The sequence below is a fragment of the Brevundimonas diminuta genome, assembly GCF_039673845.1.
In the GTDB taxonomy this organism is placed as follows: domain Bacteria; phylum Pseudomonadota; class Alphaproteobacteria; order Caulobacterales; family Caulobacteraceae; genus Brevundimonas; species Brevundimonas diminuta_E.
The window spans coordinates 217,201-230,479 of record NZ_JBDJMK010000003.1 but is presented as its reverse complement, the minus strand read 5'-3'; the positions used below and the strand labels follow the sequence as shown (position 1 = coordinate 230,479).

The following is a 13,279-nucleotide window of genomic DNA, read 5'->3' as shown; positions in this document are numbered from 1 at the left end:
GCCAGTCTCTGCTTTCACATCCCTGGATACTGGTCTAACCTGCCGGCATGAACACGCTGGAACAGCTGGTCTACTGCAGCCGATCGACCCTTTCCCCCGGCGATGAGGCGGCGGCGATTGCGGACATCATCCACGTCGCGGCCTTCATGAATGCGCGCAACGGCATCACCGGGGCCCTGACGCTTCAGGACGGGGTGTTCGTGCAGTTTCTCGAGGGTCCGCCCGGCGCGCTCGATATCCTGATGCTGCACCTGCATTTCGACAAACGGCACGACGACATCGAGATCGTCGCCCGCGACCGGATCGAAAGGCGCAGCTTTCCGACATGGGGCATGATGACCCCGGATCGGGGCCAGTCCCAGGCGCTGGGGCGGCTGGTCGCCCAGCGCCCGGCCGATCTGCTGGCCTGGCGCGGCGCCATGACCGAGCTTCTGGCCGAAGCCGCCTGATCCTGAAGCGGCCCCGCTATCAGGCCTGACGGAAGCCCAGAACGTCCTGCATGTCATAAAGGCCCGGGCGGCGGTTGCGCACCCAGGCGGCGGCGGCCACGGCGCCCTTGGCGAACAGGCTGCGGTCCATGGCCGAGTGCGACAGGGTCAGCATCTCGTCTTCCGAGGCGAACATGACCGTGTGATCGCCGATCACCCCGCCTGCACGAAGGGACGCAAAGCCGATCTTGCCCGTTTCGCGCGGACCGGTGATGCCGTCATAGGGCGCGCTGCGCACGTCCTTCAGGTCGCGGCCCCGGCCGTTGGCGGCGGCCTCGCCCAGCATCAGGGCCGTGCCCGAAGGGGCGTCGACCTTGCGCCGGTGATGGGTCTCCAGCACCTCGATGTCCCAGTCGCGCGCGTCCAGCCGCAGCGCGGCGTGCTCGACCAGACCGATCAGGATGTTCACGCCCAGCGAGAAGTTGCCGCTCATGACGATGGCGATCTTGTCGGCGGCGGCCTCAATCTCGGCTTCCTGCTCGGGCGTCAGGCCGGTCGAGCCGACGACCAGCGCCGGTCCGCCCGCCTCGGCGCAGGCCTTGGCCAGGGCCACCGAAGCCTCGGGCGTCGAGAAGTCGATGATGACGTCGCACAGCTTCAGATCGACCGTCTCGCCACGGTCGAAACGGGCGGCCACCACCACGTCCTCGCGGGCGTCCAGAACCTGTGAAACAGCGCGGCCCATACGGCCCCGGGCGCCGGAGATGCCGGCGTGGAAGATGTCGCTCACGCGGTCTCTTTCGGATTATCGGCGTCGCCGCCCAGAATATCGGCCCAGAAGCGCTTGGCCTTGCCGGCGAAACTGGTGTTGCGGGGGGTCTGGGTCTCGCCCAGCGACGCCGCCAGTTCGGTCAGCAGCTCCTTCTGGCGCGCGGTCAGTTCGGTCGGCGTCTCGACGAACAGTTCGACCACCAGATCGCCGCGACCGCGCCCGTTCAGGTGCGGCATCCCCTTGCCCTTGATGCGGACGGTCTTGCCGGTCTGGGCGCCCGCAGGCACCTCGACCGCCGCCTTGCACTTGCCGTCGCAGGCGTCCGAAACCAGACAGGGCGCGTCGACGATGCCGCCCAGCGCCGCCACCGTCATCGGCACCGGCACCGTGACCAGCAGGTCCAGATTGTCGCGCTCGAACAGTTCGTGCGGCAGCACCGACAGGAAGACATAGAGGTCGCCGCGCGGGCCGCCGCGCTGGCCCGCCTCGCCCTCGCCCGACAGGCGGATGCGCGAGCCGTCGTCGACGCCCGCCGGCACCTTGAGGCTCAGCTTGCGGGTCTTGCGGACCTGGCCGTGGCCGCGGCAGGTGGTGCAGGGATCGGCGATCATCTCACCCGAGCCGCCGCAGCGGGGGCAGGTGCGCTCGACCTGGAAGAAGCCGTTGGCCTGACGCACGCGCCCGGCGCCGCCGCAGGTGGAGCAGATGCTCGGCTTGGTGCCCGCCTTGGCGCCCGAGCCGTCGCAGACCTCGCAGGCCATCAGGGTCGGGATGGCGATCTCGACCTCGGCGCCCTTATAGGCCTGCTCCAGCGTGATCTCGAGGTCGTAGCGCAGATCCGAACCGCGGCGCGGGCCGCTCTGTTGCTGGCGCCCGCCGCCCCGGCCGCCGAAGGCGTCTCCGAAAGCGTCGCCGAAGACCTGGGAGAAGATGTCGTTGATGTCGTGGAAGCCCTGGCCGCCGCCCTGACCGAAGGGGTTGCCGCCGCCCGCGCCGCCGCCGTTCACGCCCGCATGGCCGAACCGGTCATAGGCCGCGCGCTTCTGCTCGTCCGACAGGACGGTGTAGGCTTCGGAGATTTCCTTGAAGCGGGCCACGGACTCTTCGGAGCCGCCGTTGCGGTCGGGGTGGTGCTCCATCGCCAGTTTGCGATAGGCGCTCTTGAGCACGACGGCGTCCACCGTCCGCTCGACCCCCAGAATCTCGTAATAGTCACGTTGCGCCATCAGGCGTTCGTCCTCTTACTTTCCCGCCGCTTCAGGCCTCTCTTGATCCGGAGGCGTTCCGTTCGCGGATGACCGACGGCCTGCCTGATGACATGGGCGCCCGGTCGAATGATGCAAGTTTCATGAAACGGCCCCGCCTGCCGTCTGGCAAGCGGGGCCGAACATTCTCGAGACGCTGTCTTAGGCGTCCTTCTTCTCGTCCGTGTCCGAGACTTCCTCGAACTCGGCGTCGACCACGCCGTCGTCGGCCGGTTGGCCCTCAGCGTCGCCTTCAGCCCCGCCCTGCTGGGCGGCGTACATGGCCTCGCCCAGCTTCATCGAAGCCTGCGCCAGCGTATTGGTCTTCTCGCGGATGGCCTCGGGGTCCGTGCCGTCCTTGGCCGACTTCAGGTCGTCCAGAGCCGACTGGATGGTCGCCTTGGTCGCTTCGTCGATCTTGTCGCCGTGCTCGGACAGGGCCTTCTCGGTCGAGTGGATCAGGGCGTCGGCGCCGTTCTGGGCCTCGACCAGTTCCTTGCGGGTCTTGTCGGCCGCGGCGTTGGCCTCGGCTTCCTTGACCATGTTCTCGATGTCGGCGTCCGACAGACCGCCGTTGGCCTGAATACGGATCGACTGCTCCTTGTTCGTCGCCTTGTCCTTGGCCGTCACGTGGACGATGCCGTTGGCGTCGATGTCGAAGGCGACCTCGATCTGCGGCATGCCGCGCGGCGCGGGCGGAATGCCCATCAGGTCGAACTGACCCAGCACCTTGTTGTCGGCGGCCATCGGGCGCTCGCCCTGGAAGACGCGGATCGTCACCGCCGACTGATTGTCGTCAGCGGTCGAGAAGGTCTGGGCCTTCTTGGTCGGGATCGTCGTATTGCGCTCGATCAGCGGGGTGAACACGCCGCCCAGCGTCTCGATGCCCAGCGTCAGCGGGGTCACGTCCAGCAGCAGCACGTCCTTGACGTCGCCCTGCAGCACGCCCGCCTGAACGGCGGCGCCCAGAGCCACGACCTCGTCCGGGTTCACGCCCTTGTGCGGCTCCTTGCCGAAGAATTTCTTCACGGCTTCCTGCACGGCGGGCATGCGGGTCATGCCGCCGACCAGAACGACTTCATCGATGTCCGAGGCCTTCAGGCCCGCGTCCTTCAGCGCCTTGGCGCAAGGCTCGATCGTGCGCTGGATCAGGTCGTCGACCAGGGCTTCCAGCTTGGCGCGCGACAGCTTGATGTTCAGGTGCAGCGGGCCGGAGGCGTTCATGGTGATGAACGGCAGATTGACCTCGTACTGGGCCGTCGAGGACAGCTCCTTCTTGGCCTTTTCGGCTTCTTCCTTCAGGCGCTGCAGGGCCAGCTTGTCCGAGCGAAGGTCGACGCCCTGCTCCTTCTTGAACTCGTCGGCCAGGTAGTCGACCAGACGCATGTCGAAGTCTTCGCCGCCCAGGAAGGTGTCGCCGTTGGTCGACTTCACCTCGAACACGCCGTCGCCGATCTCCAGAATCGAGACGTCGAAGGTGCCGCCGCCCAGGTCGTAGACGGCGATCTTCTGACCGTCGTTCTTCTCAAGACCATAGGCCAGGGCCGCGGCGGTCGGCTCGTTGATGATGCGCAGGACTTCCAGACCGGCGATCTTGCCGGCGTCCTTGGTCGCCTGACGCTGGGCGTCGTTGAAGTATGCGGGAACGGTGATGACGGCCTGGGTGACCTTCTCGCCCAGATAGGCCTCGGCGGCCTCCTTCATCTTGCCTAGGGTGAAGGCCGAAACCTGCTGGGGCGAATAGTCCTTGCCGTGCGCCTGAACCCAGGCGTCGCCGGTCGGACCCTTGACGATGTCGAAGGGCACCATGCCCTTGTCCTTGGCCACCACCGGGTCATCGAAATTGCGGCCGATCAGGCGCTTGATGGCGAAGAAGGTGTTGGCGGGGTTGGTCACCGCCTGACGGCGCGCGGGCTGGCCGACGAGGATTTCGCCGCCGTCCTGAATCGCGACCACCGACGGGGTGGTGCGGGCGCCTTCGGCGTTCTCGATGACCTTGGGGTTCTTGCCGTCCATGACGGCGACGCACGAGTTGGTCGTGCCGAGGTCGATGCCGATGATCTTGGCCATGGGCTTGTCTTTTCACTCCTTGCGGCGGGCGATGCGGCGGCCTTGGATCAAGCGCCGCGCGTGACCGCCCCCAGATGGGCTTTTGAAACGATGCCGCGCCGGACGCGAGGCCCGGTTCGGCGGTGGATGGGGTCGGCGGACAAACCCCTAAGGATTTGGGGGTTATCGCCGGATTGGCTCGGATATGGGAAAGACGGCAGGGGCTGCAAGGCCTTCCGCCCGCTTCCGGCCAGATTCCGCGCCTTATGGCGGACAAGGCGGCGCGGCGCCGCTAAATTCAGCCGATGATCCCGCAAAACCTGCCGCAATCGCCCAAAGAAGCGCCCACAACCCTGCCCGGCTTTCGCCTGTGGCCGGGCCTGCTGGACGCAGGCGCGCAGGCCGCCCTGCTGGCCGAGGTGCGGCAGGGGCTTGAGACAGCGCCGCTCTATCGGCCCGTCACGCCGGGCGGGCGGCCGTTTTCCGTGCGGATGAGCAATTTCGGGGCCCTGGGCTGGGTGTCGGACCGCGCCGGCTATCGCTATCAGCCGACCCACCCCGTGACCGGCGCCCCGTGGCCCGCCATTCCCGACCGCCTGCTAAAGCTGTGGGACGCCCTGACCGGCTGGCCCGCGCCGCCCGACGCCTGTCTGGTCAACCTCTATCAGGGCGAGGCGAAGATGGGCCTGCATCAGGACCGGGACGAGCGCGATCTGACGGCGCCGGTGCTGTCCATCTCGCTGGGCGATACGGCGGTGTTCCGCATAGGCCGAGCCGGAGGCGGCGCCACCCGCACGGTGCGTCTGGCCTCCGGCGACGTCTGCGCCCTGACCGGGCCTGCAAGGCTGGCGCGCCACGGGATCGACAGGCTGTTGTCGGGCTCTTCCCGCCTGCTGCCCAGCGGCGGGCGGGTCAACCTGACTTTGCGGGTCGCAGGCTGACAGCGACAGCCCCTCCTTCCCGCCCACCCCGGCGGACGCCGGGGCCCAGCACTTTGGCTGCAAGGCCCTCGCGTGAAGCTCTCACTAGGTCCCGGCGTCCGCCGGGATGAGCGGTTTTTTATACAGGCGCATGAAAACGGCCCGGCGCGTCTGCACCGGGCCGTCGTCATTTCAGCACGTCAGACCGATCAGGCCTTGGCGTCGAAGTTTCCGCCCGAGGCGCCCGGTTCGGCATAGGCGCCGCCCGCCGCCGCGCCCGAGCCCTTAGCCGCGACCACCACCATGGCCGCGCGCACCGTGCGGCCAAACAGGGCGTAGCCCGGTTGCAGCGTCTGGATGACGGCGCCGCCCGGCACGGTGTCCGAAGGCTGCTCCATCATCGCCTGATGCAGGTGCGGGTCAAAGGCGTCGCCCGGCGCCGGGTCGACGCGAACCAGACCGTTAGCCTCAAAGGCCGACAGCAGGGATTTCTGCGTCAGCTCCAGCCCCGTGACCATGGCCGCCGCCGGGCCGTCAGCCTCCTTGGGCGCCGTCGCCAGACCGCGCTCCAGCGTGTCGGCCACGCCCAGCAGATCCTTGGCGAAGCGCTGGATAGCATAGGCGCGGGCGTCGTTCTGCTGCGTCTCGGCGCGGCGCTTGACGTTTTCAGCCTCGGCCACCGCACGCAGGGCGCGGTCCTTCCACTGATCCCGCTCGGCGATCAGGGCGTCGACCACGGCGTTTTCATCGCCTTCGGGCGCAGCCTCTCCTTCAAGGATGTCCTGCTCGAGTTGGTCCCGGGTCTCGTCGTTGATGTCGTTCACGTCTCTTGTCCGTCCAGAATCCGGCCCAGCACCCGGGCGGTATAGTCCACCAACGGTATGACACGGGCGTAGTTCAACCGCGCGGGCCCGATGACGCCGATGGCGCCCAGCACCCGCTGCCGGCCCGACATATAGGGCGCCGCGATCACGGCGGAACCCGAAAGCGAAAAGAGTCGCGTTTCCGCGCCGATATAGATGCGCACGCCCTGGGCCGCGCCGACGTCGTCCAGCAGGCCGATCAGCTGTTCCTTCTGCTCCAGATCGTCGAACAGCACCCGCACCCGTTCCAGATCCTCGGCCGCGCGGGCGTCCTGCAACAGATTGCCGCGCCCGCGCACGATCAGGTTGCGGTCGTGGCCTGCGCCGCCCGCGCCGCCGCTCCACGCGGCCAGCCCGTCCTCGACCAGACGGGCGGCGGCGGCGTCCAGATCGCGCCGGGCCGCCTCCATCTCGGCCTTCATCTCATGACGCGCCTCAGCCAGCGGACGCCCCTTCAGCCGCGCGCTCAGAAAGTTCGACGCCTCCTGCAGGGTCGAGGGCGTCACGCCCGGCGCCAGATTCATCAGCCGGTTCTCGACCACCCCGTCGTCGGCGACCAGCACCGCCAGCGCCTGTCCGCCGCCCAGGGCTACGAACTCCACATGACGCACCCCCGCCTCGCGCACCGGGCTGGCGACGATGCCCGCCCCGCCCGCCAGACCCGACAGCAGGGAGGAGGCCGCATCCAGCGCCTCCTCGACATTGCGGCCGCCGCCTTTGGCGCCCAGCACGGCCAGCCGGGCGTCGATCTCGCGCCGCTCCTCCTGACCGATGTCCCCGACCTCCAAAAGGCCGTCCACGAACAGCCGCAGCCCCGCATGGGTCGGCGCCCGCCCGGCCGATGTGTGCGGAGAGGCCAGCAACCCGGCCTGCGTCAGCGCCTGCATGGTGTTGCGGATCGAGGCGGGCGACAGGTCCAGCCCGGCGCGCGACAGGGTGTGCGATCCCACCGGCTCCCCCGTCTCCAGATAGCTTTCGACCACCCGGCGGAAGATGTCGCGCGCCCGCGCATCCAGCGTCGCCAGACCCGGCGAGGGATAAAGCAGGCTCATGCCGACGCCCTCCGTCCCGCCGGAACGGGCCGGGCAGGCGCTGCAAACAGGTCAGGGCGGGACAGGCTCATGGTTTCAGGATAAGCACGCGCCATCCCGCTTCCAAGGAATTCCCATGCGCCCGTCCGAACGCACCCCTGAACAACTCCGCACCGTAACGCTGGAAACCGGCGTCAACCGCTACGCCGAGGGCTCGTGCCTGGTGTCCTTCGGTCACACCAAGGTGCTGGTGACGGCCTCGATCGAGGAAAAGGTGCCGGGCTGGATGCGCAACACAGGCCAGGGCTGGGTGACAGCCGAATACGGCATGCTGCCGCGCGCCACCCACACGCGCGGCCGCCGCGAAGCCGCCGCCGGCAAGCAGTCGGGCCGCACCCAGGAAATCCAGCGCCTGATCGGCCGCTCCCTGCGCGCCGTGGTCGACCTGAAGGCGCTGGGCGAGCGTCAGGTGCTGATCGACTGCGACGTGATCCAGGCCGACGGCGGCACCCGCACCGCCTCCATCACCGGCGCCTGGGTGGCGATGGCCTCGGCGCTCAACTACCTCAAAGACGAAGGCGTGCTGGCGACAGACCCCATTCTGGATCAGGTGGCGGCCGTGTCGTGCGGCGTGTTCAGGGATCTGCCGGTGCTGGACCTCGACTATGAGGAAGACTCCACCGCCGAGGCCGACAGCAATTTCGTCCTGACCGGCGCGGGCCAGATCGTCGAGATCCAGGCCACCGGCGAGAAGCGCGGCTTCAGCCGGGCCGAGTTCGACCGCCTGTTCGAACTGGCGGAAATCGGCTGCACCGAACTGTTCGCCCTGCAGCGCGCCGCCGTCGAGGCCGCCCGCCGATAAGGCTTTTTCTGGAGCCGGATCGGGATCATCGTCGTTGAACAGGCGAACCCGATCCGGAGCCCTCCCGCATGACCCGACCGTCTTTTCTGGCCTGCCTGATCCTTAGCGGCCTGCTCGCCGCCTGCCAGCCGCGTCCTGAACCGGCCGCCGCCCCCGCGCCGTCGCCCTCATCCAGCCCCGAGACCGAAGCCCGCCTGCCCGAAAGCCCGAACATGGCGCCCCGGCTCGTTCCGCTCGAAGACGCCCGCGCCTGTCGCGAAACTCTGGGCGAAGCGGCCTCGGCCCGTCTGGTCCAGCGCTGCATCGCCGTCAGCCCGGCCACGCGCCCGCCCTGCAACAGCGCCAACCCCTGCGACCTGATCCAGGGCGAGATCGACCGCGCCTGCGCCCTGTGGACCCGCGACGGCGAAACCCCGCCCAAAGAGTGCAAGGGCTGACTCCCTCTCCCGATGGGAGAGGGCTTGAGGCTCGGAGAGCCGAAGGCGATCCGCCAGCCGAAAGGGTGAGGGTTCGCGGCTGAAGTCGGCCGAAGGTCGTTGCGCGACGGCTGACGCCGACGGACAGGACAAGCCCCTCACCCTTTCGCCTTAGCCAATCGCTTCGCTCTTGGAGGCTCAAGCCCTCTCCCGCCGGGAGAGGGTTCAGCGAAAACATCGTGCTCAGGCAGCGAGCCGTCGCGTCGCGAGCGATAGCGCCCAAGAAAAAAGGCCCCGCCGTTTCCAGCGGGGCCTTCTTCAGTTCAGCAATGACGCCGAGGCTTAGTCGCGACGGCGACGGCCGCGGTCGCCGCCGTTGCGGTCGCCCTTGGGACGGCCGCCGGTGTCTTCCGACAGCGGGGCTTCACCGCGTTCAGCGCGCTCGGCGTTGATCTTGTCGGTGATGTCCTCGCCGGTTTCCTGATCGACGACCTTCATCGACAGCTTGGTCTTGCCGCGATCGTCGAAGCCCAGGAACTTGACCTTGACCTCCTGGCCTTCCGACAGGACGTCGGCCGGGTTGGCGACGCGTTCCAGAGCGATCTGGGACACGTGGACCAGACCGTCCTTGGCGCCGAAGAAGTTCACGAAGGCGCCGAAGTCGACGACCTTCACGACCTTGCCGGTGTAGATGGCGCCGACTTCCGGCTCCGAGGCGATGGACTGGATCCAGGCCTTGGCGGCTTCGATCTTTTCCTGCTCGTTGGCGGCGATCTTGATGGTGCCGTCATCGCCGATGTCGATCTTGGCGCCGGTCTTTTCCACGATCTCGCGGATGACCTTGCCGCCCGAACCGATCACTTCACGGATCTTGTCGACCGCGATCTTGACGGATTCGATCTTGGGCGCGAACTCGCCCAGCTCGGCGCGCGGAGCCTCCATCGCCTTCGACATTTCGTCCAGGATGTGCAGACGACCGGCCGAAGCCTGCGTCAGGGCCTGCTGCATGATCTCCTTGGTGATGCCGGCGACCTTGATGTCCATCTGAAGGCTGGTGATGCCTTCCGAGGTGCCCGCGACCTTGAAGTCCATGTCGCCCAGGTGATCTTCGTCGCCCAGGATGTCCGACAGGATGGCGAACTCGCCCGACGGCTCCAGGATCAGACCCATGGCGATGCCCGAGACCGGACGGGCCAGCGGCACGCCCGCGTCCATCAGAGCCAGCGACGAACCGCAGACCGTGGCCATCGAGGACGAGCCGTTCGACTCGGTGATCTCCGACACCAGACGGATGGTGTAGGGGAAGTCTTCGCGCGACGGCAGCATCGGACGGATGGCGCGCCAGGCCAGCTTGCCGTGACCGATTTCGCGACGGCCCGGCGAGCCCATGCGGCCCGCTTCACCGACCGAATAGGGCGGGAAGTTGTAGTGCAGCAGGAAGGACTCTTTGTAGGTCCCGGTCAGGCTGTCGATATACTGCTCGTCCTCGCCGGTGCCGAGCGTGGCGACGACCAGGGCCTGTGTTTCGCCGCGCGTGAACAGCGACGAACCGTGGGTGCGCGGCAGGACGCCGACTTCCGAGACGATGGCCCGGACCTTGTCCAGGGCGCGGCCGTCGACGCGGTGGCTGTTCTCGATGATGTCGCGACGCAGGACGTCGGCTTCGCATTCCTTGAACGCGGCCGAGAACTTGGACGAGTCGACGCCTTCCGGCTTCTCGTCGGTCTTCACCAGGGCCTCGGCGGCCTTCTTCTTGGCGGCGTCGACGCCCGAGCGGCGCTCATACTTGCCCGGGTGGGCATAGGCGGCCTTGATCTCTTCGCCGACCAGCGACTTGATCGAGGCGACCACGTCCGAGTGGTCCTCGGCCTGGAAGTCGAACGGCTCCTTGGCGGCGTGCTCGGCCAGGTCGATGATGGCGTCGATCACCGGCTGCATGCCCGCGTGCGCGAACATCAGGGCCTCGAGCATCTTCTCTTCCGACAGCTCCTTGGCTTCGGATTCGACCATCATCAGGGCGTCCTGCGTGCCCGCGACGACCAGGTCCAGGGCGCTTTCGCCCATCTGGTCGATGGCCGGGTTCAGCACCAGCTCGCCGTCGATCATGCCGACGCGCGCGGCGCCGATCGGGCCCATGAAGGGCACGCCCGAGAGGGTCAGGGCGGCCGAGGCGGCGACCATGCCCAGGATGTCGGGATCGTTCTCAAGGTCGTGCTGCAGCACGGTGACGATGACCTGGGTCTCGTTCTTGAAGCCCTTGACGAACAGGGGGCGGATCGGGCGGTCGATCAGGCGGGAGACCAGGGTCTCCTTCTCGGTCGGACGGCCTTCACGCTTGAAGTAGCCGCCCGGAATCTTGCCGGCGGCGAACGTCTTCTCTTGGTAGTTGACGGTCAGGGGGAAGAAATCCAGACCCGGCTTGGGCTGGCGGCCATAGACGACGGTGGCCAGAACCACGGTCTCGCCGTAGGTCGCCAGCACGGCGCCGTCAGCCTGACGGGCGATGCGGCCGGTTTCCAGCGTCAGCGGGCGTCCGGCCCACTCGATCGTCTTGCGTTTGATATCGAACATTATTCTTCTTTCGTCTCCCGCGGGCGTATTCCCGTCGGGGGTGTGCGGAGCGGCAGGCCGTTCAGTCCTGCGGTCCCCATGAGCCAGGCCGCGTCATCGCGGCCGGACGGGTGATTGAGGACCGGATTTCAGGCCCTCGCGTCGGTTGCGCCGGTAAGACCCGCGGCGCGCGGGAAGCCTACTTCTAATAGCGGAACGAGGCGCGGACGTGTCCGCCCGCGCCTCGTGGAATTATCCGATCCGCAACCGGGGCGCCTTAACGACGCAGGCCCAGCTTGGCGATCAGCGCCTGATAGCGGGCGCTGTCGGTCTTGTTCAGGTGGTCCAGAAGGCGACGACGCTGCGAAACCTGCTTCAGCAGGCCACGACGCGAGTGGTTGTCCTTCTTGTGGGTCTTGAAGTGCTCGGTCAGGTTAGCGATGCGTTCCGTCAGGATCGCGACCTGCACTTCGGCCGAACCGGTGTCACCCGTCGAGCGGGCGTTGTCGGCGATGACTTCAGCTTTACGTTCAGCTGTAATCGACATCGGAGGTCCTTTCTTGCCCTATGCTCGCCTCGCGGAGGCTCGCGTCTTGAGGGCGTTGGAGTTCCTGTCGGCAAGCGGTTGGGCCTGCGTCAGGGGAGGTTGAAAACACGGTCAGGTTCAAGCCGACCGGCCCTGAGATTGCCGAGCGCGACCAGGGTTCCGCCCTCGAAGACCGAAACCAGCCGCGAACCGGCAGGCAGCCGGTCCTTGAGCGTTTCAATCTGTCGGGGGAGCAGAACGATCGGCCGTCCCTGCCTCATACAGAGGGCGTCCTGATCCGTCACGGCCAACTCCGGGATGTCGTCCAGAGCGGTCGAAACGGGCAGCAAGCCCTCAAAGGCGGCGCCCTTATGCGCCAACTCTTCCAGAAAATCCAGCGTTACGGCGTTGTCGACCGAGAACGGCCCCACCCGCTCGCGCCGCAGGTCCGAGACATGGCCCTCGGCGCCCAGCATGATCGCCAGGTCGCGCGCCAGGGATCGGACATAGACGCCCTTGCCCGTCCGCATCGTGATCTCGACGTGATCGGCGTCGGGCGCGGCCGTCACCGCCGCCTCATGAATGGTCACGCGACGCGACTGAAGTTCGACCTCGACCCCCGCCCGCGCCAGATCATAGGCGCGCTCGCCATTGACCCGCACGGCCGAAAAGGCGGGCGGCGTCTGGTCGATCTCGCCCACAAACGACGGCAGGGCCGCCGTCACCGCCTCGACCGACGGCCGCACGTCCGAGCGGGCGATGATCTCGCCCTCGCGGTCGATGCTGTCGGTCGAAATGCCCCAGTGGATGGTGAAGCGATAGACCTTCTGCGCCTCCATCATGAAGGGCACCGTCTTGGTCGCCTCGCCCAGCGCGATAGGCAGTATGCCCGAGGCCAGCGGGTCCAGCGTCCCCGCATGGCCCGCCTTCTGGGCGTTGAACAGGCGGCGGATCTTCGTCACCGCCTCGGTCGAGCCCATCTCATAAGGCTTGTCGAGGCAGACCCAGCCGTTGACGATGTCGCCCTTCTTGCGTCGCGCCATCGCCTATTCTTCCTCTGGGCCTGCTGCACCTTGCGCTGCTTGAGGCTCGTCTTTCTCTGGGCCTACCGCGCCTTGCGCTGCTTGAGGCCCGTCATCCTCATCGTCAGCGTGTTCGATGTCGGCGCGCACGCGCGGATCATTGAACAGACGGTCCATGTGGCTGGCCGTGTCGAAGCTTTCGTCGTGGCGGAACTTCAGGTCCGGCGTGAACTTCATGTCGATGCGGCGGCCCAGCTGACCGCGTAGGAATTTGGCGTGTTCGTTCAGCGCCTTGATGATGGCGCTCTCCTGCCCGGCCGTCTCGGCCGCGTCGACGCCGGCGCCCAGAGGCTCGACGAAACAGGTCGCATGGCGCAGGTCCGGGCTCATCCGCACCTCGGTCACGGTGACGGAGACGCCGACCAGGGCCTCATCGTGGATCTCATGCTCGCGCATCACGTCGACCAGGGCGTGACGGATCAGTTCGCCGGCGCGCAGCTGGCGTTGCGACGGTCCCAGCGGACCGCTGGCGTTGCGGGTGTGTTGTTTGCGGGCCATCACAGGCTCCTCCTGCTCGCGCCGCCGGGGATCGGACG

At 67.5% G+C, this 13,279-nt stretch carries 12 protein-coding genes and 1 pseudogene; 4 read left to right on the top strand and 9 right to left on the bottom strand.

Annotated features, from left to right (window positions below; all coding sequences use genetic code 11):
- Nucleotides 1–47 precede the first annotated feature (47 nt).
- The gene (locus ABE454_RS04620; protein ID WP_346529550.1) at nucleotides 48–449 is read left to right on the top strand and encodes a BLUF domain-containing protein; all 402 of its coding nucleotides are present in this window, start codon (nucleotides 48–50) and stop codon (nucleotides 447–449) included.
- A gap of 19 nt (nucleotides 450–468) precedes the next feature.
- Here the strand turns inward: ABE454_RS04620 and dapB are convergent, their stop codons facing one another.
- The 3 genes from dapB to dnaK all read right to left on the bottom strand — a co-directional run bounded on the left by dapB (nucleotide 469) and on the right by dnaK (nucleotide 4,514).
- On the bottom strand, nucleotides 469–1,218 hold the full coding sequence (gene dapB, locus ABE454_RS04615) for a 4-hydroxy-tetrahydrodipicolinate reductase (protein WP_346529548.1): 750 nt from the start codon (nucleotides 1,216–1,218) through the stop codon (nucleotides 469–471).
- Entirely contained in the window at nucleotides 1,215–2,426 is a 1,212-nt protein-coding gene (dnaJ, locus tag ABE454_RS04610; protein ID WP_346529546.1) for a molecular chaperone DnaJ, read from the bottom strand. Before dnaJ ends, dapB begins: the two co-directional genes overlap by 4 nt.
- A 180-nt stretch (nucleotides 2,427–2,606) precedes the next feature.
- Nucleotides 2,607–4,514 carry a molecular chaperone DnaK gene (dnaK, locus tag ABE454_RS04605; RefSeq protein WP_346529544.1) on the bottom strand — a complete coding sequence of 636 codons (1,908 nt, stop codon included), beginning with the start codon at nucleotides 4,512–4,514 and terminating at the stop codon, nucleotides 2,607–2,609.
- Nucleotides 4,515–4,798: 284 nt separating this feature from the next.
- On the opposite strand from dnaK, the gene ABE454_RS04600 reads away from it, so the two are divergent.
- Nucleotides 4,799–5,434: an alpha-ketoglutarate-dependent dioxygenase AlkB gene (locus tag ABE454_RS04600; RefSeq protein WP_346529542.1), complete on the top strand. Its 636-nt coding sequence runs from the start codon at nucleotides 4,799–4,801 to the stop codon at nucleotides 5,432–5,434.
- 188 nt (nucleotides 5,435–5,622) lie between these two features.
- Here ABE454_RS04600 and grpE read toward each other — a convergent pair whose 3' ends face one another.
- Nucleotides 5,623–6,237 carry a nucleotide exchange factor GrpE gene (gene grpE, locus ABE454_RS04595; protein WP_346529541.1) on the bottom strand — a complete coding sequence of 205 codons (615 nt, stop codon included), beginning with the start codon at nucleotides 6,235–6,237 and terminating at the stop codon, nucleotides 5,623–5,625.
- The gene (gene hrcA / locus ABE454_RS04590; RefSeq protein WP_346529538.1) at nucleotides 6,234–7,328 is read right to left on the bottom strand and encodes a heat-inducible transcriptional repressor HrcA; all 1,095 of its coding nucleotides are present in this window, start codon (nucleotides 7,326–7,328) and stop codon (nucleotides 6,234–6,236) included. The genes grpE and hrcA overlap by 4 nt, the downstream gene beginning before the upstream one ends.
- A 115-nt stretch (nucleotides 7,329–7,443) precedes the next feature.
- On the opposite strand from hrcA, the gene rph reads away from it, so the two are divergent.
- Both rph and ABE454_RS04580 read left to right on the top strand, forming a co-directional pair.
- Nucleotides 7,444–8,169 carry a ribonuclease PH gene (gene rph, locus ABE454_RS04585; RefSeq protein ID WP_346529536.1) on the top strand — a complete coding sequence of 242 codons (726 nt, stop codon included), beginning with the start codon at nucleotides 7,444–7,446 and terminating at the stop codon, nucleotides 8,167–8,169.
- A 68-nt stretch (nucleotides 8,170–8,237) separates the two neighbouring features.
- Complete coding sequence (locus ABE454_RS04580; protein WP_346529534.1) at nucleotides 8,238–8,606, top strand: hypothetical protein; 369 nt, start codon at nucleotides 8,238–8,240, stop codon at nucleotides 8,604–8,606.
- Nucleotides 8,607–8,927: 321 nt separating this feature from the next.
- Here ABE454_RS04580 and pnp read toward each other — a convergent pair whose 3' ends face one another.
- From pnp to rbfA, 4 genes and pseudogenes are all read right to left on the bottom strand, one after another.
- Nucleotides 8,928–11,156, bottom strand: coding sequence for a polyribonucleotide nucleotidyltransferase (pnp, locus tag ABE454_RS04575; RefSeq protein WP_346529533.1), 2,229 nt, complete (start codon nucleotides 11,154–11,156; stop codon nucleotides 8,928–8,930).
- A 256-nt stretch (nucleotides 11,157–11,412) separates the two neighbouring features.
- Complete coding sequence (rpsO, locus tag ABE454_RS04570) at nucleotides 11,413–11,682, bottom strand: 30S ribosomal protein S15 (RefSeq protein WP_024354282.1); 270 nt, start codon at nucleotides 11,680–11,682, stop codon at nucleotides 11,413–11,415.
- 89 nt (nucleotides 11,683–11,771) lie between these two features.
- Nucleotides 11,772–12,704, bottom strand: coding sequence for a tRNA pseudouridine(55) synthase TruB (gene truB / locus ABE454_RS04565; RefSeq protein ID WP_346529532.1), 933 nt, complete (start codon nucleotides 12,702–12,704; stop codon nucleotides 11,772–11,774).
- Between the two features lie 90 nt (nucleotides 12,705–12,794).
- Nucleotides 12,795–13,241 (bottom strand): annotated as a pseudogene (rbfA, locus tag ABE454_RS04560) (30S ribosome-binding factor RbfA); the annotation flags it as partial.
- Nucleotides 13,242–13,279 lie beyond the last annotated feature (38 nt).

What these genes read in the sequence shown, in the direction of transcription:
- rpsO (WP_024354282.1), bottom strand. Translation starts at nt 11,682, where the DNA reads ATGTCGATTACAGCTGAACGTAAAGCTGAAGTCATCGCCGACAACGCC.
- ABE454_RS04580 (WP_346529534.1), top strand. Translation starts at nt 8,238, where the DNA reads ATGACCCGACCGTCTTTTCTGGCCTGCCTGATCCTTAGCGGCCTGCTC.
- truB (WP_346529532.1), bottom strand. Translation starts at nt 12,704, where the DNA reads ATGGCGCGACGCAAGAAGGGCGACATCGTCAACGGCTGGGTCTGCCTC.
- ABE454_RS04620 (WP_346529550.1), top strand. Translation starts at nt 48, where the DNA reads ATGAACACGCTGGAACAGCTGGTCTACTGCAGCCGATCGACCCTTTCC.
- dnaK (WP_346529544.1), bottom strand. Translation starts at nt 4,514, where the DNA reads ATGGCCAAGATCATCGGCATCGACCTCGGCACGACCAACTCGTGCGTC.
- hrcA (WP_346529538.1), bottom strand. Translation starts at nt 7,328, where the DNA reads ATGAGCCTGCTTTATCCCTCGCCGGGTCTGGCGACGCTGGATGCGCGG.
- rph (WP_346529536.1), top strand. Translation starts at nt 7,444, where the DNA reads ATGCGCCCGTCCGAACGCACCCCTGAACAACTCCGCACCGTAACGCTG.
- dnaJ (WP_346529546.1), bottom strand. Translation starts at nt 2,426, where the DNA reads ATGGCGCAACGTGACTATTACGAGATTCTGGGGGTCGAGCGGACGGTG.
- pnp (WP_346529533.1), bottom strand. Translation starts at nt 11,156, where the DNA reads ATGTTCGATATCAAACGCAAGACGATCGAGTGGGCCGGACGCCCGCTG.
- ABE454_RS04600 (WP_346529542.1), top strand. Translation starts at nt 4,799, where the DNA reads ATGATCCCGCAAAACCTGCCGCAATCGCCCAAAGAAGCGCCCACAACC.